Annotated in this window: 22 protein-coding genes; 8 read left to right on the forward strand and 14 right to left on the reverse strand. The window is 57.7% G+C overall.

Translation table 11 applies throughout. The features are described 5' to 3' along the window. Positions 1 to 23: 23 nt before the first annotated feature. The 4 genes from AC2D8O_RS07420 to AC2D8O_RS07435 form a co-directional block, all read right to left on the reverse strand. On the reverse strand, positions 24 to 455 hold the full coding sequence (locus AC2D8O_RS07420; protein WP_484678163.1) for a hypothetical protein: 432 nt from the start codon (positions 453 to 455) through the stop codon (positions 24 to 26). A gap of 25 nt (positions 456 to 480) precedes the next feature. Next, positions 481 to 966, reverse strand: coding sequence for a CPCC family cysteine-rich protein (locus tag AC2D8O_RS07425; protein ID WP_484678164.1), 486 nt, complete (start codon positions 964 to 966; stop codon positions 481 to 483). A 201-nt stretch (positions 967 to 1167) separates the two neighbouring features. Then, positions 1168 to 2265 (reverse strand): mannose-1-phosphate guanylyltransferase, encoded by a 1098-nt coding sequence (locus AC2D8O_RS07430; protein ID WP_484678165.1) that lies wholly within the window; start codon positions 2263 to 2265, stop codon positions 1168 to 1170. An 11-nt stretch (positions 2266 to 2276) separates the two neighbouring features. Continuing rightward, entirely contained in the window at positions 2277 to 3260 is a 984-nt protein-coding gene (locus tag AC2D8O_RS07435; protein ID WP_484678166.1) for a KpsF/GutQ family sugar-phosphate isomerase, read from the reverse strand. 106 nt (positions 3261 to 3366) lie between these two features. Here AC2D8O_RS07435 and recQ point away from each other — a divergent pair, with 106 nt between their 5' ends. After that, entirely contained in the window at positions 3367 to 5589 is a 2223-nt protein-coding gene (recQ, locus tag AC2D8O_RS07440) for a DNA helicase RecQ (RefSeq protein ID WP_484678278.1), read from the forward strand. A gap of 77 nt (positions 5590 to 5666) precedes the next feature. Here recQ and AC2D8O_RS07445 read toward each other — a convergent pair whose 3' ends face one another. Both AC2D8O_RS07445 and AC2D8O_RS07450 read right to left on the reverse strand, forming a co-directional pair. After that, positions 5667 to 7124: an NADP-dependent isocitrate dehydrogenase gene (locus AC2D8O_RS07445; protein ID WP_484678167.1), complete on the reverse strand. Its 1458-nt coding sequence runs from the start codon at positions 7122 to 7124 to the stop codon at positions 5667 to 5669. A gap of 111 nt (positions 7125 to 7235) precedes the next feature. Then, a complete protein-coding gene (locus AC2D8O_RS07450; protein ID WP_484678168.1) occupies positions 7236 to 7988 on the reverse strand; it encodes a L,D-transpeptidase family protein in 753 nt (250 codons plus the stop codon). A 30-nt stretch (positions 7989 to 8018) separates the two neighbouring features. On the opposite strand from AC2D8O_RS07450, the gene AC2D8O_RS07455 reads away from it, so the two are divergent. Next, a complete protein-coding gene (locus AC2D8O_RS07455) occupies positions 8019 to 8498 on the forward strand; it encodes a hypothetical protein (RefSeq protein ID WP_484678169.1) in 480 nt (159 codons plus the stop codon). A gap of 32 nt (positions 8499 to 8530) precedes the next feature. Then, on the forward strand, positions 8531 to 9652 hold the full coding sequence (locus tag AC2D8O_RS07460; protein ID WP_484678170.1) for a serine hydrolase domain-containing protein: 1122 nt from the start codon (positions 8531 to 8533) through the stop codon (positions 9650 to 9652). On the opposite strand, the gene AC2D8O_RS07465 is transcribed toward AC2D8O_RS07460, so the two are convergent. Continuing rightward, entirely contained in the window at positions 9637 to 10488 is an 852-nt protein-coding gene (locus tag AC2D8O_RS07465) for an alpha/beta fold hydrolase (protein ID WP_484678171.1), read from the reverse strand. The two genes, AC2D8O_RS07460 and AC2D8O_RS07465, sit on opposite strands and share 16 nt — an antisense overlap. Positions 10489 to 10568: 80 nt before the next feature. On the opposite strand from AC2D8O_RS07465, the gene AC2D8O_RS07470 reads away from it, so the two are divergent. Both AC2D8O_RS07470 and htpG read left to right on the forward strand, forming a co-directional pair. Beyond that, entirely contained in the window at positions 10569 to 11408 is an 840-nt protein-coding gene (locus AC2D8O_RS07470) for an AAA family ATPase (RefSeq protein WP_484678172.1), read from the forward strand. A gap of 116 nt (positions 11409 to 11524) precedes the next feature. Beyond that, entirely contained in the window at positions 11525 to 13327 is a 1803-nt protein-coding gene (gene htpG / locus AC2D8O_RS07475) for a molecular chaperone HtpG (protein ID WP_484678173.1), read from the forward strand. 65 nt (positions 13328 to 13392) lie between these two features. On the opposite strand, the gene AC2D8O_RS07480 is transcribed toward htpG, so the two are convergent. From AC2D8O_RS07480 to AC2D8O_RS07495, 4 genes are all read right to left on the reverse strand, one after another. Beyond that, positions 13393 to 13893 (reverse strand): DUF4199 domain-containing protein, encoded by a 501-nt coding sequence (locus tag AC2D8O_RS07480; RefSeq protein ID WP_484678174.1) that lies wholly within the window; start codon positions 13891 to 13893, stop codon positions 13393 to 13395. 70 nt (positions 13894 to 13963) lie between these two features. Beyond that, entirely contained in the window at positions 13964 to 14677 is a 714-nt protein-coding gene (locus tag AC2D8O_RS07485) for a DUF5683 domain-containing protein (protein WP_484678175.1), read from the reverse strand. Beyond that, on the reverse strand, positions 14674 to 15654 hold the full coding sequence (locus tag AC2D8O_RS07490; RefSeq protein WP_484678279.1) for a ParB/RepB/Spo0J family partition protein: 981 nt from the start codon (positions 15652 to 15654) through the stop codon (positions 14674 to 14676). The genes AC2D8O_RS07485 and AC2D8O_RS07490 overlap by 4 nt, the downstream gene beginning before the upstream one ends. A gap of 126 nt (positions 15655 to 15780) precedes the next feature. Continuing rightward, positions 15781 to 16578, reverse strand: a complete 798-nt coding sequence (locus tag AC2D8O_RS07495) for a ParA family protein (RefSeq protein ID WP_484678176.1) — start codon at positions 16576 to 16578, stop codon at positions 15781 to 15783. A gap of 101 nt (positions 16579 to 16679) precedes the next feature. On the opposite strand from AC2D8O_RS07495, the gene AC2D8O_RS07500 reads away from it, so the two are divergent. Continuing rightward, positions 16680 to 18347 (forward strand): ABC transporter substrate-binding protein, encoded by a 1668-nt coding sequence (locus AC2D8O_RS07500; RefSeq protein ID WP_484678177.1) that lies wholly within the window; start codon positions 16680 to 16682, stop codon positions 18345 to 18347. Here AC2D8O_RS07500 and AC2D8O_RS07505 read toward each other — a convergent pair. Continuing rightward, positions 18344 to 19258, reverse strand: coding sequence for a glycerophosphodiester phosphodiesterase family protein (locus AC2D8O_RS07505; protein ID WP_484678178.1), 915 nt, complete (start codon positions 19256 to 19258; stop codon positions 18344 to 18346). The two genes, AC2D8O_RS07500 and AC2D8O_RS07505, sit on opposite strands and share 4 nt — an antisense overlap. A 70-nt stretch (positions 19259 to 19328) precedes the next feature. Here AC2D8O_RS07505 and purL point away from each other — a divergent pair, with 70 nt between their 5' ends. Next, complete coding sequence (gene purL, locus AC2D8O_RS07510; protein ID WP_484678179.1) at positions 19329 to 21581, forward strand: phosphoribosylformylglycinamidine synthase subunit PurL; 2253 nt, start codon at positions 19329 to 19331, stop codon at positions 21579 to 21581. A gap of 16 nt (positions 21582 to 21597) precedes the next feature. Here the strand turns inward: purL and AC2D8O_RS07515 are convergent, their stop codons facing one another. After that, complete coding sequence (locus AC2D8O_RS07515) at positions 21598 to 23004, reverse strand: aldehyde dehydrogenase (RefSeq protein ID WP_484678180.1); 1407 nt, start codon at positions 23002 to 23004, stop codon at positions 21598 to 21600. Between the two features lie 187 nt (positions 23005 to 23191). Between AC2D8O_RS07515 and AC2D8O_RS07520 the strand changes: the two genes are divergently transcribed. Further along, on the forward strand, positions 23192 to 23854 hold the full coding sequence (locus AC2D8O_RS07520; protein WP_484678181.1) for a DUF3667 domain-containing protein: 663 nt from the start codon (positions 23192 to 23194) through the stop codon (positions 23852 to 23854). 2 nt (positions 23855 to 23856) lie between these two features. Here AC2D8O_RS07520 and AC2D8O_RS07525 read toward each other — a convergent pair whose 3' ends face one another. After that, the gene (locus tag AC2D8O_RS07525; protein WP_484678182.1) at positions 23857 to 24183 is read right to left on the reverse strand and encodes a rhodanese-like domain-containing protein; all 327 of its coding nucleotides are present in this window, start codon (positions 24181 to 24183) and stop codon (positions 23857 to 23859) included. Positions 24184 to 24295 lie beyond the last annotated feature (112 nt).

Below are 24295 nucleotides of genomic sequence, written 5' to 3' on the forward strand. Positions count from 1 at the left end.
TTGGTTCACTGTAGCAGGGGCAATCAGCGGAGTTTCAGCAGGGCCATGTCTACGTAGTAGATGGCGGCCGAGCAGAGCATGAGGCCAATGGCATTGAGCCCACTGGCAATTGCACAGACGGTGAGCAGATGCCAGGGGTCGCGGGTGGCAGGCAGCAGCTGAGCTGGGGAGAACAGCCGGCGGGCATACAGCCCCGCTACGATGCCGAAGCCAAGCATAAGGAGGACGCCCTGACTGTCGAACCAGCCTGTGGGAAAGAGGAGAAGGCGTGCCAGCAGGGTGTAAAGTGCTGCGATTAGGAGGAGAGCGCCGATGCGACGGTTAGCGGTGGCTTCACCGTTCATTCGGCCTGCCTGACGCAGGAGCCAGCCAGCAGCGAGAGGCCCGGCAAGGGCGGCGGCCAGGGCAATACGGAGGTCAAGGCGCTGATTCAGCGCTTCCAGCAGGCGTTTCACACTGCAAACATAACAGACGAGGAGGTTAGCCGTGCAAGCGAGCGATGAGCTCGTTAAGCTGAAGCATGAGGCTCTGGTGCTGGTCGCGGGGCGAGGTTTCAAGGAGATTGAACACCCGCATGATGTGCTCTTTGATCTGTATGAGGTCTACTGGCGCCCCACCATTGCGACTGATGCGGTAACGGGTTCGACGGAACATTTCGGCATCGTCGGGCCGGTACATGGTGCGATAGTCGGCGAAGTTGCGGCGGGCTTCGGTTAGGCTGTAATCCTTGTTGGGATCCCCCCAGATTTCGTCGGCACGGGGGTCGTCCTGACCATCGTCTTCCCAGCCGCAGAGAAAACAGATTTCGCTCTGGTTGCGGGAATCGAGGGTAGGGAAGTGACAACAGGGGCAACGCAACTCCTTGAGGTCTATGACGCTGCCACGCGAAGCCTCCTGCTGCACACGGGCCAGGTGTGCGTCGAACCGCATCAGCTTCTGGTTGTCTTCCAAGCCCGGCATTTGCATGTTTGTTCAGGAGAGCCTCTTAACAAAAATAACAGGCTTACCCTCTTTTTGTATACCCGAAGGCAACTGGGTTTGCGCTATTTATCCGACTTGCATGCTTTGGGCATGTGGATAACCTTTGGTTGCCTGTAAAAGCAGTTTAATCTGTTGCGGGCTGTTGCAAGCGGCTGAAAGCCAAGGAATCGTGTGTGCGAAGGGGCGTTACACCAATCCGTCACCTTCAGGACGACCTTTCAGGTCGGCAAGAATTTCACGGATGCTCTGTTCGTCATTGCGCTTGCACAGCAACAATACATCGCCAGCATCAACGACAATCAGGTTGTTGATACCTTTCAGGATAGCCATTTTACCATCGGCCATGTGTACGATGTTGCCCTTTGAAGCATGGAGTATGGCTTTTCCCACGACTGCATTGTTGTGGCTGTCGTGGGGGAGCTGTTTGTGGAGGGAAGCCCATGTGCCGAGGTCGCTCCAGCCGAAGCGCGAGCGGATGACGCACGTATTGGGGGCTTTTTCCATGACACCGAAGTCGATGCTGATGTTCTTGCTGCGGGCGTAGATGTCGGCCAGCTTTGCTCGTCCTTCCTCGGTCAGAAAGTCAGTGGGCAATTCGTGGAAGAGCTCGGCCATGTCGGGCAGGTACTCCTGAAATGCCTGCTGCATGGTTCGGGCATCGTATACAAAGATGCCGCTGTTCCACACAAACTCGCCTGTTTTGATGAACATACGAGCTACTTCCAGCGTTGGCTTCTCGGTGAATGTCTTTACGGGAAACACCCCTTTCTGCAAGGGCTTGTCTTCCACCAACTGAATGTAGCCGTAGCCGGTGTCTGGGCGTGTGGGGTGTATGCCCAGGGTAACGATAACGGCCTCGCGTGCTGCTACGTCCAGAGCCGTCTGTATGTCGCGCAGGAAGCTGTGGGTGTTGAGGATAAGGTGGTCGGCCGGGCTGGCAACGATGGTGGCCTTGGGATTGCGGCGGGCGATGTGCTCGGTGGCAAAGGCGATGCAGGGGGCGGTGTTGCGGCCAGTAGGCTCGGGCAGGATGTTGGCAGGGGGCAGGTCGGGCAGCTGCTCCTGCACCTTTGTTACATACTGCTGGTTAGTGACGACGAAGATGCGCTCGGCCGGGAGAATCTCGATGAAGCGGTTGTAGGTATCCTGCAACAGGGATTGTCCGGTGCCGAGGAGATCCAGAAACTGCTTGGGCAATGCCGTACGGCTCTTAGGCCAGAAACGGCTGCCAATGCCGCCCGCCATAATGACTATGTGGGCGTTGGAGAGGTCTTGAGTTTGCATGTGCCAGCGGTTCAGATGCCTTCGCGGAGGAGGTCGTGCAGGTGGAGCAGTGCCACCGGTTTGCCATCGTCTACGACAACGAGCTGCGAAATACTGAAATTCTCCATCTGCTGCAATGCGTCGATGGCCATGACTTCTGCCGCAATGGTTTTGGGGTTGCGGGTCATGATGTTGGCAGCGGTAAGACTGTCGAAGGCAGCTTCGCGCTGGAGCATGCGGCGGAGGTCGCCATCGGTGACAATGCCGAGCAGGCTGCCGGTGTCGTCCAGGACGACTGCCGCACCCTGGCGGCCATTGGTCATGGTAACGATAACATCGCGGACGGACGCGGTGGCATTGACAGCAGGGGCTGGGCCTTGGGCGAGGTCTCGTACGCGGAGGTAGAGGCGTTTGCCGAGGCTGCCGCCGGGGTGGTAGCGGGCGAAGTCGTGGTCGCGGAAGTCGCGGAGCCGCATGAGGCAAACAGCGAGTGCGTCACCAATGGCGAGGTGGGCGGTAGTGCTGGTGGTTGGGGCCAGGTTGTTTGGGCAGGCTTCCTCTGCCACATAGCCATCGAGCGAGGCTTCAGCGTGGGTGGCGAGGTAGGAACGAGGGTTGCCCGTAAGCGCAATGATAGGCACCGGAATGCGTGAAAGCAGGGGCACCAGTTGCTTGAGTTCGGCGGTGTCGCCACTCTTGCTGATGAGGATGGCGACGTCGCCGGCCTGCACCATGCCGAGGTCGCCATGCAGGGCGTCGGCTGCGTGCATATAAAGGGCGGGCGTGCCGGTGCTGTTAAGGGTAGCGACAATCTTCTGCGCGATGAGGCCACTTTTGCCGAGGCCTGAGATGACCACACGGCCCGTGCAGGCATACATAAGCTCCACCGCTTTGGTCATTGCGGCCTGTTCGGCCCCAGGAGCGGCCATCCGCTCGGCGATTTTCTGAATGGCAACAGCCTCCTGTTCAAGCACTTCGCGTGCTATTTGGGGAATCGTCGCTGCGGTGTGCTGCACAGTGTCTAGTTTGTTAACTTTACACAAAGATACGCGTTCAAGCCCCCATTCTGCCTATCGGAACACTGCTACTCTCTCTTTACGCTAAGTCGCTTTTATACTGTTGATGCATACAGACGTGCAGACCGAACGGCGCCGCCAGCCCTTGGGCTTGTTTACGCAGGAAGAATTGCGTGCCGCCCTCAAGCGCTATTTCGGGTACGACCAGTTCCGTGGGCAGCAGGAAGAAATCATCCAGCACATCCTGTCGGGGCGCGATGCATTTGTCATCATGCCGACGGGTGCGGGCAAAAGCCTGTGCTATCAACTGCCAGCAGTGATGTGCGAAGGCACGGCGCTGGTGGTTTCACCATTGATTGCCCTGATGAAGAACCAGGTAGACCAGATGCAAAGCCTGGGCATTGAAGCGGGCTACCTGAACAGCTCGATGTCGAAGCAGGAGTATGAAGCGGTGAAGCGCAAGACGCTGACCGGCGAAATCAAACTGCTGTATGTGGCACCGGAGACACTGGTGCGCGATGAGTTTCTTGAGTTTCTGCGGCAGGCAAAAATCTCGTTCTGCGCAGTGGATGAGGCCCACTGTATCTCGGAATGGGGGCACGACTTCCGGCCGGAGTACCGTCGCATCAGGCCGATGCTGGCCCAGCAGATGGACGTGCCCATTGTGGCGCTGACAGCCACGGCAACGCCCAAAGTGCGGCTGGACATCCAGCACAACCTGCACATAGAAGCCGCTGAGATTTTCCTTTCCAGCTTCAACCGTACGAACCTGTACTATGAGATTCGCCCGAAGGTGAACCCAGTGCAGGACATTGTGAAGTATATCAAAGGCCACAAGGGCAAGTCGGGCATTCTGTACTGTCTCTCGCGCCGGAAGGTGGAAGAAATGGCGCAGGTGCTGAACATGAACGGCATCGTGTCGGTGCCATACCATGCGGGGCTGGACGCCGAAACGCGGAACCGCCACCAGGACATGTTCCTGTCGGAAGACGTGCAGGTGGTGGTAGCGACGATTGCCTTCGGGATGGGGATTGACAAGCCGGATGTACGGTTTGTCATACACTACGACGTGCCGAAGAGTATCGAGAGCTATTATCAGGAAACTGGCCGTGGCGGCCGGGATGGGCTGGAAGGCAATTGCGTGCTGTTCTACGAGTTCAACGACATCGTGAAGCTGGAGAAGTTCATGAAGGACAAGCCGGTGTCGGAACGCGAGGCGGGCAAGCACCTGCTGTACGAAATGGCGGCCTTCTGCGAGAGCGGTATGTGCAGGCGCAAGCAGCTGCTGCACTACTTCGGCGAGCAGTTCAGTACAAAAGACTGTGGTGGCATGTGCGACAACTGCCGCCACCCGAAAGAGACATTTGAAGCAACCGAAGAGGTGCGCCAGATGCTGGAGACGGCCCGACTGACCGACGGCCGCTACGGGATGAACCACCTGATTGGTATTCTGCGAGGCTCACAGTCGGAAGCCATCAAGTCACAGGGGCACGAACAGCTGTCGGTGCACGGCCTTGGCGTACAGCATGAGGAGAAAGCGTGGAAGAGCTATTTCACGCAGCTGCTGGTGCGCGATTATCTGATCAAGGACATTGATGACTACGGAGTTATCAAGCTGTCGGACAAAGGGGCTGCCTGGCTGAAGAACCCGACATCGCTGGATCTGATTCGTTACATAGACCCGGCTACACGCGCCGAGCGCGAAGCTGCCCAGCCACAGATAGAGAAGGCCAAGGCCTACGACGAAGTGCTGTTTGACCAGCTGATGGCCCTGCGCAAGAAGGTGGCCGATAAGCACAAGCTGCCGCCTTACGTCATTTTCCAGGAGCAAAGCCTGGAAGAAATGGCGGTGAAATACCCGATTACGCGGCAGGAGTTTGAGAACCTGCACGGTGTGGGGCAGGGAAAGGCACAACGCTATGCAGGGCCATTCATCGAACTGATCAAGACCTACGTAGAGGAAAACGGCATACAGCGGCCCGAGGACTTTGTAGTGAAGACCCAGGGCAAGAACAGCGCCGACAAGCTCTACGTGATTCAGCAGATAGACCGCAAGACGCCACTGGATGAAATAGCCGAAGCCAAGGGCATGAGCTACGAAGCCCTGCTGGACCTGATAGGCCAGATTGTGCACAGTGGCTCGCGCCTGAACATTGACTACTACATCCGGCAGGTAGTGGACCAGGACAAGCAGGACGAACTGATAGACTATTTCCGCAGCGCGCCCACCGACGACATAGAGCAGGCGCACAAAGAAATGGGCGCCGACTTCACACTGGAAGAAATTCACCTGGTGCGGGCCAAGTTCTACTCAGAGTTCGCCAACTGACAGGGGCTCTCACTCCTTTCACGAAACAGAAAAGCCCGCTGCAAAGCGGGCTTTTGCTTTTGTATCGAGGGCGAAGGTTATTCGCTCTGGGCCTTGGTGAAGCCGTACTCGCCGTCGAAGGTGTAGAGGTTCTCGGTTTTGATGAAGTCTACGCCAGCGTCAGCTACCTTCTTCAGCAGCTCAACGATTTCATGGTTGTCTACAGACGACACAAAGTCGGGGCGCTTGAAGCGGCAACGCCAGTGGTCGGTAAGGAAGGTTTCGGGCATGCCATCGGGCCACACCTTGGTACCGCGGTTCGAAATCATCTTGAGTTCGAACTTGTCGGTGTTGCCGAGCGACTTCAGTTTGTCGGCCAGTTCGTTTACGTTGGTGCCACCCCAGTGTACGAAAACGTCAACGCCCAGGAGGTCCTTCTTGGCCGCGGGCTTGCGCTTGTATTCGTAGGTCTTAACGGGCTGCTTGGCGTTGGCGTAGCTGACAGCTTTGAGGGTAGAAGGCTTCTGGCCCATGCGCGCGATGACGGCGTCGGCGAACTCCTTGGTGCCTACTTTCTCCTTGCTGACGCCTTCTTTGAAGATGTCGTAGGTGTGATAGCCGTCTTCTACGGTCTTGAGCCATGCGTTGTGTACTTTCTCTGCTACGTCGGGCTGGTTGATGTGGACGAGCATCTGGATGGCACCATGAAGCAGACCGGAGGGGTTAGCCATATTCTGGCCAGCGCGTCGGGGCGCCGAGCCGTGGATGGCCTCGAACATGGCACACTCGGTACCGATGTTGGCGGAGCCAGCCAGACCAACGGAACCTGCAATCTGGGCAGCGATGTCGGAGATGATATCGCCGTAGAGGTTCAGGGTCACGATGACGTCGAAGGTCTCGGGGGAGTCAGCGAGCTTGGCAGCGCCGATGTCGATGATCCAATGCTCCTTCTCAATCTCGGGGTATTCAGCGCCTACTTCGTCAAACACCTTGTGAAAGAGACCGTCGGTCATCTTCATGATGTTGTCTTTCGAGAAGCAGGTTACCTTCTTGCGGCCATACTGACGGGCGTAGTCGAAGGCGTAGCGGATGATGCGCTCACAACCGGGGCGTGAGATAAGCTTCAGACACTGGTATACTTCGTCGGACTGACGGTGCTCGATACCGGCGTAGAGGTCTTCCTCGTTCTCACGCACGATGATGACATCCATGTTGGGGAACTTGGTGTCAACGAAAGGGGCGTAAGCAACGCAGGGGCGGATGTTGGCGTAGAGGCCGAGCGCCTTGCGGGTGGTTACGTTGAGGCTCTTGAAGCCACCGCCCTGTGGGGTAGTGATGGGGGCCTTCAGGAATACCTTGGTGCGGCGGAGAGATTCCCACGACGAGTCGGAGATACCGGCGGATTCGCCAGAGAGGTATACTTTCTCGCCAATTTCGATCTCTTCGATCTGGATGCGGGCACCAGCGGCCTGAATGATACGCAGCGTGGCGTCCATGATTTCAGGGCCAATGCCGTCGCCGCGGGCTACGGTAATAGGTACGAGTTGCTCAGCCATAAAGGGAAACTGTTGTGATAACCGGCCTGTTGCCAGGCTGCGGGGCAAATCTATGAAAACTGAAACTTACCGCACACAACGCATGAGGTTCCTTTTGAGTGCCGGGGCGGGTCAATTTGTCAACGTGTAACCCTTTTGGGCGCTGACAGATACGGCAGGCACGGTAGCATGGCTGCTCTCAAAAGCCAGATACACCCGGGCCAGCTGGCTCCAGAGGGTTTTCCATTCGGGGGACTGGGCAGTGAGTTGCGCCAGCTTGGCGGGAGAAAGCCTTGCGGGGAATATGTGTACGGGCAGGGATTTCTGCCCGGCATTGCGGGCCCAGATGGCCAGTAGATACAACTGCTGGATGCCTTCGTCGGTGATGGGAATGCAGCCAATGGTGACGCAGTTGCCGTGCAGGAAGATGTCGCCCCCGGTAGGTTTGCTGCCGGAGCGCGCACGGTCCACAGCGTTGGGATAACTGACTCCAAGCGACAGGAGAAAGTTGCTGTTGGGGTTGAACCGGTCTATGACATAGCAGCCCTCGGGTATTTGTCCGTCGCCAGACTCGACCTTAGGGCCGAGTGAGCCGCTGGAGGCACAGAAGTCAAAGGTTTTGAGCAGTACATAGCCTTTGCCCGCCGAGGCGCCCCACACCTCCAGTTTTTCCTCTTCCTTGAATGCACGGATATATAGTCGGAGGCTGGTCTGCGCCAACCCCGTTTGTTGCAGGAGTTGGCGCATGGCAGGCCCAGCTACCTTTTCTGCGGTACGCACACGGGAATAGCGAAGCTGTTGAGACAGAAAGGATTCCTGAGCCGATGCGGAAGCAGGCAGCCAGAATAACAATGTCAGAAGAAAGGTCTGAGCCGTGTGTTTCATAACTTGAGTGAAGCTACATCACTTTCCAGCATGTTTTCCGAGACACAATACATCCCTTCGGGTATACGCTGGACGGGCGTAGGGCTGGTGTCTTTGGCGTTGGCACTGTGTATCTACGCGGTAGCAGAAGAAGTACGATCCAGCCCAGATTCCTTGTGGCAGGGGATGTTTCTGATAGGTCTGCTCGCAGCTATTATGCTGGTATTGCTGCTGACACACATGACCGTCAGAGTAGATGGGACTGGCATTGCATTCCGCTATTTTCCCTACGCACCATTCTGGAAGATGATTCGGTGGGAAGACATACAGCAAATAGAAGCGGTGACTTATGATGTTAGGAAGCTGTACGGGGCCCATGGCTACCGTTTTTCGCAGAAAGACCGTTCGAGAGGGGTAACTGTTTCAGGCAGTCGAGGAATACGTGTGCGGCTGAAGTCAGGTGATGTCTATCTGTTTGGTACACAGAGGACAAACGAGTGGAAGATGGCGGTTAAAATGCACAGAAAATGAAGGGATTGCTACTGTCGCTACTACTCTGGCCAATGTTGTTATGGAGCCAGGGTAACACTGACACCCTCCGTTGGCTGAATGGCCAACCGATTTCGCCGGTATGGATGAACCTTCGTCTGGCACAACTGGTGGATTCGGCTGGAGTAAAGGGGCTGTCGGTGGCGGTGGTGCAGAATGGCCGCATTGTATATTCCCGTGGTTTTGGCCTGACAGGCAATGGCCCACAGGTGGTGGATACGCAGACAGTGTTTATGGCGGCGTCGTTCAGTAAGGCTGTGTTTGCGTCAGTGTTTATGGGTATGCTGCAACGGCAGACGTTCAATCTGGATTTGCCATTGCACCTGTATCTCAACAAACCGCTGCCGGAGTATCCTGCTTACAAAGACCTGGGCGCCGATGAGCGCTGGCTGCGTATTACCGCGCGGCATGTATTGAGTCACACCACGGGCTTTCCGAATTGGCGCAGTATTACGGGTGGTGGTGTGCTCCGCTTCTATTCTGACCCTGGCACCAGCTTCCAGTATTCGGGCGAGGCCTTTCAACTGTTACAGATGGTGGTGGAAGAAACCACCCACACGGGGCTGGATACGCTGGCTCGTGAGCAGGTGTTTGCCCCGTTGGGCATGAGCAGCAGCAGCTACCGGTGGCGCGAAGACTGGCGGAAGCGGTTCGCTCTTCCGCATGGTATTTCCAACAAACAATTAGCGCACAGGCCCTACGGAAGGGCTTTGGCGGCAGCCTCCATGCTGTCTACGCCCAACGACATGGGCCGCTGGCTGATTGCCCTGATGGGTGGCCGAGGGCAGTGGGCGGGGGTACTGCCCATGATGATGGAGCCCAACATCCAGATTGAATCGCGGCGGATGTTCGGGCCTGAATCGGGCAAGCCGGGCAACTGGGGGCAGAGCCATCTGCTGGCCTGGGGCCTGGGGGTGGGCTTGTTTACCTCGGACACTGGGGGCAGTGCCTTTTTCCATTTGGGGCGGGAGGCAGGCCAGCTAAATCTATTTGTCGCCTATCCGGGTAAACAGACGGGTGTGGTTATCATGGCGAACAGCGACCGTGTGGAGCGCAGTATGCACAAGCTATTGGATGCCCTGCTGGGGCCAGGGCACAAGGTGCCTGATGAATGGCTGGGTTATCGGGGCGACTGAGTCGGTCTCAGAAAGGTCTGAAGGATATCGGCCAGCAGGGAAGTGTGGGTGAACATCAGGCCGTGGCCTGCACCTTCAATGAGTGCCAAATGTGCGCCAGGAATGAGGTTGGCCAGCATACGGCTGTGGTAGGCAGGCACGATAAGGTCGCGTGTACCACCGATGACAAGCGTAGGCACCTGAATACGAGGTAACAGGCGACGTGAATCGAAGGCGTAGATTTCGCGGGCGGCTTCCACAAGATGCGTATCCGGTGTGGAGGCCAGGACCTCGCGATACCAGCCGGCCACAGACTCGGATGCAATGCCCGACTGGCCAATCCACTCGTCGGTGAGGTGCTGGGCAATAGTGCCTGCGCCCATGCTGGCAAAGAAAGTGGGCAGCATGAACTGCTGAATGCCCTCAAGGAAGGTTTGGGGTTTATAAGCCCAGGTTACGCCAAGGATGAGGCGGTGTACACGCTCGGAGTAGGAGATGGCGAACTGCTGTGCTACTACGCCCCCCATAGAGTAACCAAAGAGTACCACACGGTCGAGGCCGAGGAAATCAAGGAGATCACGGAGGTCGTCGGCCCACTGCTGGACGGAGGGGCTGGCGGCGACGTTGCTGCTGCGGGCATGGCCGCGGAGATCGGGCAGCACCAGTGCCCGCTCCTTTGCCAGCGGCTGGCAGAGGGGATAGAACATATCGCCCCGAACGGTGTAGCCATGCAATGCCAGCATTGGCACAGTTTGGGCTGGTCCCTGCACCAGTTCGTAGTAAAGAGGAGTGCCGTCCTGTGCGGTGTAAAAGTCCTTCTCGACACGTAAGGTGCCGATGCTTCGAGTAATTCCCACGCTCCGGTTTGCTTGTTGTTGGTACAAATTACACGAACTTGAGGAAACTTGCAGCATCTGGCCGCAGTTAGAACAAACAGATGGTATTCGAAGGAACCGAACAGTACGTAGCAACCCGCGAGTTGGCGGTTGCCGTGAATGCAGCCGTGACGCTGCAGCGCCCTCTGCTGATCAAGGGTGAGCCGGGCACTGGCAAGACCATGCTGGCCTATGAAGTGGCCAAAGCGTTGGGCAAAGAGCTGATCACCTGGCATGTAAAGAGCACTACTACCGCCCAGCAGGGCCTGTATGAGTATGACGCTGTAGCGCGCCTGCGCGACTCGCAGCTGGGCGACCCCCGCGTGGCCGACATTGCCAATTATATCAAGCCCGGCAAGTTATGGGAGGCCTTTGAGGCTGACGGCCAAAAGCTGCTGCTGATAGATGAGATAGACAAGGCCGACATCGAGTTTCCGAACGACCTGTTGCAGGAGCTGGACCGCATGGAGTTCTACTGCTACGAACTGAACCGGACCATCAAAGCGAACCAGCGGCCCATCGTCATCATTACCTCGAACAACGAGAAGGAGCTGCCAGATGCCTTTCTGAGACGCTGCTTCTTCCACTACATCTCCTTCCCGAATGAGGAGACGATGCGGCAGATAGTGCGGGTGCACTTTCCGACCCTGACACAGGACCTGCTGGATGCAGCTCTAAAGGCTTTCTATGGCCTGCGCAATGTGCCTGGGCTTAAGAAGCGGCCCAGTACGTCGGAGCTGGTAGACTGGATGCGTCTGCTGATTGCTGACCGCATACCGGCAGAAGAACTGGCCCAACTGGACCCCAAGCGCGACCTGCCCCGCTTTGTGGGCGCTCTGCTGAAGAACGAGCAGGACCTTCAGCTGTTTGAGGTAGGCGCCCTGCGCATGCCCCGTTACTAGCCTTTCTGGCAGACCGAACTGACATTTCATCCTGCAAGGCGGGCAACCCTGTCATGCGCACGGCATTTGCTGTGCACCGGACAGACATTCCGTAACTGCACCTATACCAACAGCACATGAGTACCGCACAGACCCGACAGGGGAACCTCTCCATTCACACGGAGAATATTTTCCCAATCATCAAGAAGTTTCTGTACTCCAACCAGGAGGTGTTTCTGCGCGAGCTGGTGAGCAACGCGGTGGATGCCACCCGCAAGCTGAAGACGCTGGCCGGCACCGGTGAGTTTCAGGGCGAGCTGGGCGAACTGAAAGTAGTTATTACCATTGACGAAGCAGCCCGCACGCTTACCATCTCTGACAGCGGGATTGGTATGACGGCCGACGAGGTAGAGAAATACATCAACCAGATTGCTTTCTCCAGCGCCGAGGAGTTTCTGGAGAAATACAAGGACGCGAATATCATCGGCCACTTTGGTCTGGGCTTCTACAGTGCGTTCATGGTAGCCAACCGTGTGGAGCTGGTGACGCGCTCGTACCGCGACGGCGCTGAGGCCGTGCGCTGGACCTGCGAAGGCAGTACTACCTATTCGTTGGAGGCTGCCGAGCGCGAGCGCCGTGGCACCGACGTGATTCTGCACATCCCCGAAGAGCACGACGAATACCTGAAGAGCTGGCGCATACAGGAGATTCTGAATCGCCACTGCCGTTTCCTGCCCGTGGAGGTTGAGTTTGACGGTAAGGTGGTAAACGACCCCAACCCCCTGTGGACCCGCAAGCCCGCCGACCTTACCGAGCAGGACTACCTGGACTTCTATCAGAAGCTGTATCCGATGGCTGAGAAGCCGCTGTTCTGGATACATCTGAATGTGGATTACCCTTTCACGCTGACAGGCGTACTGTACTTCCCGCGCTTGAAGCCAGGGGCAGACTTCCAGAAAAACAAGATTCACCTCTACGCCAATCAGGTGTTCATCACAGATGAGGTGGGCGACATCGTACCCGACTACCTGGCGCTGCTGCATGGGGTGATTGACAGTCCGGATATTCCGCTGAACGTGTCGCGCAGCTACCTACAGACCGACGCTGCCGTGCGCAAAATCAGCGGACACGTGAGCAAGAAGGTGGCCGACAAGCTGGCCGAGCTGTTTCACGACAACCGCCAGGACTTCGAGGCCAAGTGGGACTCGGTGGGGCTTTTCGTGAAGTATGGCATGCTGCGTGACAATGCCTTTCAGGAGCGGGCCGAGAAGTTCTGCCTGCTATATGATGTAGACGGCCAGTTCTACACGCTGGACGAGTACAAAGAAAAAGTGGCCGCCACGCAGACCGACAAGGAAGGCAATGTGGTGTACCTGTATGCTTCTGACAAAAAGCAGCAAGACGGATTTATACAGGCTGCGAAGAAGCGCGGCTACAACGTGCTGTTGCTGGACGGCCTGCTGGACAGCAATTTCCTGTCGTTTCTGGAAACCAAGCTGGAGAAGGCCACCTTTGCCCGTGTAGACTCTGGCAGCTTGGACAAGCTGATAGACAAGGGTATAGAGAAAGTGTCGCTGCTGACGGGTGAGGAGGAAGAGACACTGAAAGCTGCGGCCACTTCCGCTGTGAACGACCCGCTTGCGGCCGTTCAGTTACAGCCACTGGGCGAAGAAGAACTACCCGTGGTAGTGACCCGGCCCGAGCACCAGCGCCGTATGATGGACATGGCCCGCAATGGCCTGCTCAACAGTGAGATACCAGAGCTTGTGACGATTCTGGTCAATACCGCGCACCCGTTTGCCAAAAAGGCACTACTGCTGGATGACTCCGCGCGTGCTGAAGCGCTAAAAGCAGCCTACGACCTGGCCCGCCTGCAACAGGGCCTGCTGACAGGTGCCGACCTTACGGCATTCATCCAGCGGGCGGCCAGTCAGTTGTAAATCTCCATTCACTGAAACGCAAAAAAGGGGCCAATGGCCCCTTTTGCATATGATTTCAGGCAGCATTAAGCAGCAGAAACATCTTTTTTGAGAATGGCGGCTACAATGGAACCAAAGATGGCAACGAAAATGAGGCCAAAGACAATGCCGAATACAATCATCATGGCTGGTGATGTAAACTTGGCAGCCATTTCGGCGCTTGCCTCAATCTGCTCGGCCGAGTAACCAGCCAGCTGCATTTCCTGCTGCTGCTTCTCCAGTGTTCGGGCAGCGAACTCCTGCGTGAAGGTAGAAGCCGAGATGACTACAAGGAGCGTCGAGACTACATTGGAAATAAGTCCCGTTTTGAAGGCAGCGCCAAAGGCGGTGCCAAACGGGTAGTCTTGTGTTTCAAGACTTTGACGGTGTTCTTTCACAGCCATGAACAGGCCCCCAAAGGTGACGATGATGCTGAGAAGAATACTTGGCATCTGGCTGTCTATCTCAAGGAAGCCGAAGGCCAGATAAGAAGCGTAACCGATACCAGCCATCAAAAGGCCGTAACGAACAAAGATGGGGTTAAACATAGGTAGTGTTGGAAAGTCCTTAATCTACCCATAAGATAGTACGCCCATCACAGGGTTGCACATTGAGTTGCTACCGAAGGCTGAATTTTAACGAAATGCCCATTCTTGGGGCGGAAAGGTCGCCATAGGGTGGCATCATGAGCGATGGGTGAACCTGTAGCGCGAGATTGTCGGATACGTTGAAGTGCCGGAGGTGTGCGGCAACATAGGCTTCGATTCCCTGCAAGGTGTATCCCAGCAGAAAAAAGAAAGCTGCATAGTCGCGCTGGCGGCGATAGCCATCACGGATAAGGATGAGTGTCTGTTCGCTGTTCTGAAGGCGTACAAACTTGGGATTGGAAATCGGCTGACCAGCGCGTACTTCGTCGATGGCGGTTATGACCTCGTCCATCCGCTGTTGGTTCCAGAGTACAATGCCACCCGCAGTTCCGAGGGCCGCATATACAAACGGCAGTTTCCACCACTGGCGATTATAGATTTGGCCGCCCCCAGGTATAATGCTGAACAGGAATGCCTTGCGAGGAACGGGCCAGCGCTGGGCAGTGCTGTCGGCTTTCTGCATGCGGCCACGCTGACCAGTAGCCCGCAGGGTATCCTGGGCGGCTGCACTGGCTGCGGTGTCGCTGGGTTGCAGCAGCGTTTGGGTAGACAGACGTGCCGTCAGGCTGTCTGGGCGGGCTGGGGCAGCGGCCGAGTCGGCCGGGGTTTGTCCATAAACCGACACTGCTGCCAACCCGATAAGGGCCAGCAGCAGTGCGATGCATTTCTGTGCCAGAGAGGTCATGCCGTGTGGCTGCTCTGTAGAAGTTCCAGCAGGCGGTTCATGTCTTCGTCGGAGAAGTACTTGAGGCGAATCTCGCCCCCGCCGCCTTCCTTGTGCAGGATGTTGACCTTGGTGCCAAAACGGGTTTCGAGGGTGCGCTCCAGTTGCTTGATTTGAACCTCCAGTGCCGAGGTGGGGGCTGTGGCCTGGGTCTCGGGTTTCTTGGGGGCCTTGGCGCTGTGGAGGTTGCGCACCAGCTCTTCTACCTGTCGCACAGAGAGGCCTTTATCTACTACCTCCTGTGCCATCTGTACCTGCATGGCGGGGTCTTCCACGGTGATGAGTGCGCGGGCGTGGCCCATGGAAACACGCTCGTCGCGGAGCAGACGCTGAAGCTCGGGTGGCAGCTTCAGCAGGCGCAGGTAGTTATTGACGGTGCTGCGGTTCTTGCCCACTTTGTCGCCTACCTCTTCCAGTACGAGGGCACACTCGTCCATGAGTCGCTTGTAGGCAAGCGCCACTTCGATGGGGTTGAGGTCCTCGCGCTGAATGTTCTCGATGAGCGCCATTTCGAGCATCTGCTCATCGTTGGCACTGCGGATATAGGCAGGGATGTGGGTAAGGCCTGCCAGTTTGCTGGCTTGCAGGCGGCGCTCGCCACTGATCAGCTGGTACTGGCCTTCGGCAAGACGGCGAACGGTGATAGGCTGGATGATGCCCTGCACCTTGATGCTGTCGCTGAGTTCCTGCAGGGCCGTCTGATCGAAGTGGGTACGCGGCTGGTAGGGGTTGGTCTCGATCTGGGCAATCGGAATCTCGGCGATGTTGTTGACTGCAACAGCAGGGGCTGCGGTAGCCGCGTCGGTTGCCGGAGTATCGTTATGCTCAGGGGCGTCGGAAAGGAGGGCGCTTAGGCCGCGGCCCAATGCCGAGCGGCGGGCCAGCGCGGGGCCACCCGGCGTGGTGGTAGCAGGAATGGGAGTGTTCTTTTCGGGCATGGCGGGTTTGGTCACTTGCGGGCGGGCAGCCGCACCCTTGCCAGCATTGGCCGGCTGCGGTTTGCCACCTTTTCCTTTGTGGGACTTGCTCATGCAGTGTGTGGTATACGAAAGCGGCAGGCGTAATTACACCGCAGCGCGCTTGGCCGGTTCGGTGATGTTGTTCTTGGCCAGAATCTCCTGTGCAAGGCTCAGGTAGTTCTGCGAGCCTTTGCTTTCGGCGTCGTGCAAAATGACCGGTTTGCCAAAGCTGGGGCTTTCGGCCAGCTTGGTGTTGCGCTGGATGATGCTCTCGAACACGATGTCCTGGAAGTGCATCTTCACTTCGTCTACCACCTGATTGGAGAGGCGCAGGCGCTGGTCGTACATGGTGAGCAGAATGCCTTCTACCTGCATGTTGGGGTTCAGGCGCTTCTGTACAATGTTGATGGTGTTCAGCAGCTTGCCCAAGCCTTCCATAGCGAAGTATTCGCACTGGACGGGGATGATGACGGAGTCGCTGGCGGTGAGGGCGTTGACGGTGATGAGGCCGAGCGAGGGCGAGCAGTCGATGATGATGAAGTCGTAGTGCTCGCGGAGCTTGTCGATCACATGCCGCATTTTGCGCTCGCGGTTGGGCAAATTGATCATTTCAATCTCGGCACCGACGAGGTCGATGTGCGAGGGCAGGAGGTGCAGATACGACAGCTCGGTCTGGAGTACGATGTCGAGGGGGTTGATGTCCTCGTTCATGATGCACTCGTAGATGCTGGTCTTGATGTTGCGGGGGTCGAAACCGATACCCGAGGTGGCGTTAGCCTGGGGGTCGGTGTCGATCATCAGCACCCGGTATTCCAGTGCGGCGAGGCTGGCGGAGAGGTTGATAGCCGTGGTGGTTTTGCCGACACCACCCTTCTGGTTTGCGATAGAAATGACTTTGGCCATGCTGCTGCCTGTAAAGCGAGGTTGGAAGTAGAGTCTTCGTGTAAGGTCGGCGGGTGTTCCACGCCGAACGGGGAGAGCAAAGTTAGGTAAATTGGGTTCCGATGAAGGGGCATAGACACGGTAATCCACAGGTTGTGGGTTTTTCTTCACAGGGGCTGCTGAAGCCGCTGATTCTCTTGTGGTTGGCTGTAATGTGGGTAGGCTGTGGACAAGCCGATGACCCCCAGCGCATCCTGCGGCTGAACCTGACACTGCAACCGGCGTCGCTGGACCCAGCCTATGCGCGCGACCAGTCGATGTCGTGGATGGTGCAGCAGTTGTATACGACGCTGGTGGGGCTGGATTCTGCCCTGGCACCAGCACCCAGATTGGCTGTGCGCTGGGAGATAAGTGACAGCGGCAGGGTGTACACCTTTCATTTAAGGAAGGATGTGCAGTTTCATCCTGATGCCTGTTGGAAGGGGGCGCCCCGAAACGTGCAGGCGCAGGATGTGGCTTTCAGCTTTACGCGCATCTGTGCGCCCGCTACTGCCAGCCCGGGGCAGTGGATTTTTGCCGAACGGGTGAAGGGCGCAGCCGAATTTCAGGCAGGAACGGCAAAGACCATCTCGGGCTTCAGGGTGTTGAATGACAGCACGTTTCAGGTAGAACTGGTGGCTCCCTTTCCGCCATTTCTGGGCATGCTGAGCATGCCTTTTGCCTCCATTGTGCCGCGCGAGGGCGTGGAGGCCTACCGGGGAAACTTCGGCAGGAATCCGGTTGGGTCTGGTGTCTATCGGTTTAGGCACTGGGAAGACGGGCAGCAGCTGGTGCTGCACCGCGTTGCTCCGGCTGCTGGCGAGGTGGAGGCCATTCAAGTGCGGTTCATCCGGTCGCGCCTCACAGCGTTTGAGGAGCTGAAGCGTGGCAACATCGACTGGCTGGAAGGGCTGGATCCGGCGCTGAAAGATGAACTGCTGACGGGCGACGGGCAGTTGCAGCAACGCTGGCGCAGTCAGGTTGCACTGTACTCGGGCCCCCAGCTCACTACAGAATACATCGGTGTACAGCAGCAGGACAGCCTGAATGCGGCCCGTCCCTTATTGGACCGGCGCGTGCGCCAGGCACTGAGCCTGGCCATAGACCGGCAGAAGCTGGTGCTGTATCTGCGGAACAACATGGCAACGCCTGCACAAGGGCTGATCCCGCTGGGCCTGCCGGGGCATTTGGGCGGCATGCTGGAGTACAATGTGGTGAAGGCGGCTGCATTATTGACCGAAGCAGGCTACCCAAACGGAAAAGGATTGCCAATACTTAAACTGGTGTCGAGCCCGGCGTTTCAGCAACAGAACGAGTTTTTGCAGTCGGCCTGGGCGCAGATTGGCGTGCAGGTGGAGATCGAGAATCTGGAAGGGGCCACGGCCCGCGAGATGATCTATCAGGGGCAGGCGCAGCTGTGGCGTGCCAGTTGGGTAGTGGACTACCCGGACGCCGAGAACTTTCTGGCGCTGGCGTACGGCCCTAACGCTGCCCCAGCCGGGCCCAACACCACGCGGTTTGTATCGCCAGCTTTTGACGCAGTCTATCGTCAGGCCATGCAGGAGCCAGTGCTGGCGAAGCGTAGGCTTCTGTACCAAACAGCCGACAGCCTGCTGGTTTCCGAGTTGCCACTGATTCCGCTGTTCTACTACCGGACGGTGCGGCTGTACAACCCACAGGTGCAGGGGCTGCGCAACAGTGCGATGGACAACTATCTGGACCTTCGGGGTGTGCAGAAAACCAGCCGTTAGTTCTGGGGCGACCAGCCCAGGCCCTCGGCAGCGGCAGCTACACGGTCGGATGAGAGTACGCAGGCGCCATTGCGGTGGAGCTGTTCGTACAGCGCCACGCCACGGGCTTCGGCACTGCGGTCAAGGTTGCCCATGACCCCCAGGATGGTGGGGACGTTGCGGGCCTTGAGTGCTGCATAGGTGGCGGCATCGGGCTCAGAGGTGCCGACGAAAGCTACAATACGGGAGAAATCTGCACCGGCGGCATCAAACCGGGCAATGTCTTCCAGCGACCGCATACTGGCCGAGATCAACAGGGTGGGGTCCAGGCTGAGGGCTTCCAGTGCCTGTGGCAGCGTATAAGTGATGAGAATGGCGCGGTTCTGGGCTTTGGCTTCCTGTATTTCTGCGACAATCTGCTTCAGTGGGGTGCCGCGCTTGGGGTCTACGGTCAGCAGAGCTTTGTCTTTAGACCACGCCAGCACGTCGCGAAGAGTGGGGATACGGTAGGATGTGGTCTGCTGCTGGCGATCTTTGAGGTTGTAGGCTTGCAGCTGTTGCAGTGTCAGTGCTTTGGCGAGGCCTGAGCCTGTGGTGGTGCGGTCCAGCTGGTCGTCGTGGAGCATGAACAGCTTGCCATCGGCGCTCAGCTGCACGTCGCATTCGATGATGCAGGGGGCAAACAAAAGACTATGCTCGAAAGTCTCGAGGGCGTTTTCAGGATAACCGGGCATCGGGCCACCCCTGTGGGCACTGATCAGCCCCTTGCCTTCGTAGGCCTTGCGCAGGTAGGCAAGCACTTCCTGCGGGGTGTTGAATGCCACTTTGTACGGTGTGCCAGTGGCGACGGTGGGTGCTTGTGGTGCGGAGGGGCAAGCGGCTAGCAGCAGGGCCGAAACAGCCAGGGCGAACAGGAGATGAAGGCGACGCATGAATGGGATTTGTCTGTCGGTCTGGTGGCAAAAATGTGCAAATTCGCAGCGCCAAGCATCTCCCTTCCGTATGTCAGCCACATTAAATTCCGCTTTTCAGCAGCCTACCAATGTAGAAACGGCCCGCAAGCTGGGCCTGCTGCCGGAAGAATTCCAGAAAATCGAGCAGATTCTGGGCCGGACGCCCAACTTTACAGAGCTGTCGGTGTACTCGGTAATGTGGAGCGAACACTGCTCATACAAGAACAGCATCAAGTGGCTGAAGAAATTGCCGAAGGAAGGCAAGCGCGTACTGGCGGCTGCCGGTGAAGAAAACGCGGGCCTGCTGGATATTGGCGATGGCCTGGGCGTGGCGTTCAAGATCGAGAGCCATAACCACCCTTCAGCCATCGAACCCTATCAAGGAGCTGCGACAGGCGTGGGCGGCATTCACCGCGACGTGTTCACGATGGGTGCTCGGCCGGTGGCGTCGCTGAACTCGCTGCGCTTTGGCGACCTGACCCGCCCCAAAACCCGCCACCTGCTGAAGGGCGTTGTGCGCGGCATCGGCGATTATGGCAACGCCTTCGGTGTGCCCACTGTGGGCGGCGAGCTCTACTTTGACCCCTGCTACAATACCAACCCGCTGGTGAACGCTATGTCGGTTGGGATAGTGAAGCATGGCAAAACCGCCAGCGCCATCGCCAAAGGGCTGGGTAACAAGGTGTTCATTGTGGGTTCTGCCACAGGCAAAGACGGTATACACGGGGCTACGTTTGCCTCCGAAGATATTTCTGCCGCCAGCACCGAGAAGCTGCCCGCCGTGCAGGTAGGCGATCCATTTACCGAAAAGCTGCTGCTGGAAGCCACGCTGGAGCTGATTGACACTGGCGCGGTAGTGGGCATGCAGGACATGGGTGCCGCTGGTGTAGCGTGCAGCACCAGCGAAATGAGCGCCAAAGGCGAGGTAGGCATGGACCTGTGGCTGGACAAAGTGCCGCTGCGCCAGGCCAACATGCAGCCCTTTGAGATACTGCTGAGCGAGAGCCAGGAGCGTATGCTGGTGGTGGTGCATAAAGGCCGTGAGGCTGAGGTGCTGCGTATCTTCGATAAATGGGACCTGAACTGCGCCGAAATTGGCGTGGTGACCGATAGCGGCAATCTGCGCTACTTCTGGCATGGCGAGCAGGTGGGCGAGATTCCGGCTGAAAGCCTGGTGCTGGGCGGTGGTGCCCCGCAATACGAGCGCGAACTGCGCGAGCCCGGCTACCTGAATGCCATCGAGGGATATTCGCCTGCACAGGTGCCGGTGAAACAAAGTGCGGAAGAGCTGAAGGACGTGCTGCTGCACCTGATTCAGCACCCGAACATTGCCAGCCGCCGCTGGGTGCGTCGCCAATACGACAGCATGGTAGGTGCCGCCACCATGACGGGCAACCGTCTGGCTGACGGGGCGCTGGTGCACCTGCATGGTACACAGAAGGGCCTGGCCATGAGCACCGACTGCAACAGCCGCTACGTGCGGTCGAACCCACGGGTAGGCTGCGCACTGGCTGTTGCCGAAGCGGCCCGCAACGTGGCCTGCTCGGGTGCCGAGCCGCTGGGCGTGACCAACTGTCTGAACTTTGGCAACCCCTACAACCCTGAGGTATACTGGCAGTTTGCCAACGCCATTCTGGGCATGAAGGAGGCCTGCGAAGCCTTTGGCCTGCCGGTAACGGGTGGCAACGTGAGCTTCTACAACCAGTCTTCAGACGACGGCCCCGTATTCCCGACGCCGACCATCGGCATGGTGGGCCTGCTGCACAACATTGCCCATGCAGGCAGCATGGACTTCAAGGAAGCTGGTGACGTGATTCTGCTGCTGGGGCCAGTGACCGACGACATGGCCTGTTCTGAATACGTATACAGCTACCACAAGATAGCCGACAGCCCAGCCCCTTACCTGAACCTGAAGGCCGAAGCCGATCTTCAAACCCTGCTGCCGCTGCTTTGGAGCAAGGGTCTCATCAAGTCGGCGCACGATGTGTCGGACGGTGGCCTGCTGGTGACACTGGTGGAGAGCGGCATGCCCCGCGGCCTTGGCTTTGAGGTGAACACGCTGGGCAACCTGCGCAAAGATGCCTTCTACTTTGGTGAGGGCGCAGGTCGTGTGGTCATCACAGTGTCAAGCCAGCACCTGGAAGCTGTGAAGACGCAGGCGGCACAGGCAGGCCTGCCCATCGACTATCTGGGTGTGGTGAAGGGCGACGCTGCCGTGGTGGATGGTAACCGCCTGGCTACCCTGGCCGAGCTGAAAGCGCAGTACGACACCGCGCTGGAAAAGCTGCTGGGCGAAGCCTGATAGCAGCCTTCTGGCGTCAATCGAGGAAGAACTTCAGCAGGCGCTGCTTCAGGGGCGTGTAAGGTGCATAGCGCACAGGCACATCGAAGAGGGTGGACTTCTTCAGCACGCCCTTGGAGTGGCTGAAGCTATCGAAGCTGTATTTGCCGTGGTAGCCACCCATGCCACTGTCTCCCACGCCACCAAAGGGCAAGTCTGGTGCGGCAAGGTGTACCAGCGTGTCGTTTACGCAGCCCCCGCCAAAGCTGCATTCAGTCAGCACTTTGCGTTCGGCGGCGGTGTCGTCAGTGAAGACGTACAGTGCCAGCGGCCGAGGGCGCTCCTGTACGAAGGCGATTGCCTGTTCCAAGGTGTCGTAAGGCTGAATGGGTAGAATGGGGCCGAAGATTTCGTCCTGCATAACGGGGCTGTCCAGGGCAGGCTCCAGCAAAAGAGTGGGTGCAATGTAGCGTGTGCTGTCGTCGGTTTGCCCACCGATTACTGGCTGGCCATCAGCCAGGTAGCTTTTCAGGCGCTGGTAATGGCGGGTATTGATGATGCGGGCATAATCGGGGCTGGCGGCGGGGTCGGCACCATACATCTCGTTCAGCACGGCTTTGGCTTCTTCCAGAAAGCGGGGCAGTACAGCGCGCTGCACCAGCAGGTAATCGGGGGCGACACAGGTTTGCCCGGCGTTGAGCAGCTTGCCCCACAGGATGCGGCGGGCTGTTTGGCGCAGGGGCGTGTCGGCGGTAACGATGCAAGGGCTTTTGCCGCCGAGTTCCAGCGTTACAGGTGTAAGGTGTTTGGCGGCAGCCTGTGCCACAATGCGGCCTACAGCGGTGCTTCCGGTAAAGAAAATGTAGTCCCAGCGCATGGCCAGCAAAGCCTGCGTTTCTTCTACAGCGCCTTTTACCACGGCCACATGGTTGGGCGCGAAGCACTGGCGCACGATTTTCTCCACGATGTCGGCGGTAGCGGGTGCCAGTTCGCTGGGCTTGATGACAGCAGTGTTGCCTGCGGCTACCGCACCAATGAGCGGCGCAAGGGCCAGTTGCAGTGGGTAATTCCAGGGGGCAATGATGAGCGTATTACCATATGGCTCGGGCTTCTGGGTAGTCCAGGCAAGGAACTGTGAGAGGGGTGCGAGGCGGGTACGGCCGCGGGTCCAGCTGCGCAAATGGCGCAGGGTGTGGTTCAGCTCGGCCAGCAGGAAGCCGGTTTCGCTGGCGTAGGTTTCGAACGCTGGCTTGCCGAAGTCGGCCTGCAGGGCAGCGGAGATTTCGGCTTCGTGCTGGCGCAGGGCATCTCGCAGACGCTTGAGCCCCTGAAGTCGGAAGTTTACGTCACGCGTCTGACCTGACAGAAAGAACTGACGCTGACTGGCCTGAATGTCATCGAAAGTGCGAGGCACTTCGAGGGTGGGAACTGCTGCCGTTTGCATAGGGGAAAACTTACCGCTTGCCTAAAGCTACGTAGATTGTTGGCTCTTTGTTCCGCCTGTGATTTCCAATACCACTCCTGAGTCTGCTGTAACAACCGCTGCGGTGGTTTGCAAGTCGTGCGGTGAAGCAGTAAGCGGGGTTTATTGTAGTTCCTGTGGTCAGGCCGCTGATACCCAGCGGTTTTCGATGCGAACGTTCTTTAACCGGGCGGTGCTGGACGCGCTGGATCTGCAACGGGGGCTGTTGTACACCTTTCTGGAACTATGCCGCCGACCCGGGGAAATGATTCGCGGCTATGTGCTCGGCGATCGGGTACGCCACTATAATCCGGTAAAGTACTTCCTGCTGGCATTCACGCTTTCGGTTACGCTGGACGAACTGGCGGGCAAAAAGGCGACAGGCCTGCACTCGCTTCTGGAGACTAGTCCGCTGGGCAAGCTGGTGGAGATTCCGCTATTGTTGGGCTTGACCATTACCTATGCGTGGATGTACATCCTGAGTATCCGGCTGGTGCGTGGCGATATCTATAACCCGGCTGAGAAACTGACCTTTCTGCTTTACACGCTAGGGCACTTTCTGCTCTTCAGTACAGTGCTGATGCTGCCATTGCAGTTGTTGTGGCCCGCGGGGGCTGACAAAGCCTACTGGCTGCTGTTCCCTGCCTATTTTGTATTTCAGCTGTGGGCTGGCAAAGGGTTCTATTCCAAGGACATGAAGCGGGCTGCCGAAATAGTGTTGACAGCCCATCTGCGTATGGTGCTTCTGCTCTTCATCGTGATGATGGCAGGCAGTATTCTGGTTTCGCTGTATGTGTTCTTCTGGAAAGAACTGCCCAAACTGTGGGCCTGACCTCAGGCTACCGTGATGGTAGGGTCTATTTCACTTTTCCAGGCAGTGATGCCCCCTGTGAGGTTGCGCGGATTGACAAAGCCGTTCTGCTTGAGAAACTGGGTTGCAGAGCCCGAACGCCCACCACTGCGACACATAAGGATGAGTTCCCCTTCCTTGAAGTCATCTAGGTCGCCGTTGGCCAAAGCAGTAGGCAGCGAACCCAGCGGAATGGGTACGCCACCAATATTGCCAGCCTGATACTCATGGGGTTCGCGCACATCAATGATGGCTAGTTTTTCGCCTTTGTCCAGGCGTTCCTTCAGTTCTTTGACGGAGATGTCGGCCATTGGTTGTAGGGTTGTTGCTTCCGAAAGATACGCGATTCGGCATGCTTGCGTGCGAAGGTGTAGATTTGTCCTGTGCGATGTGTGCACAGGTGAAAGAGGATTGCGACAGGTC

The organism is Pontibacter sp. T17 (genome assembly GCF_057219875.1).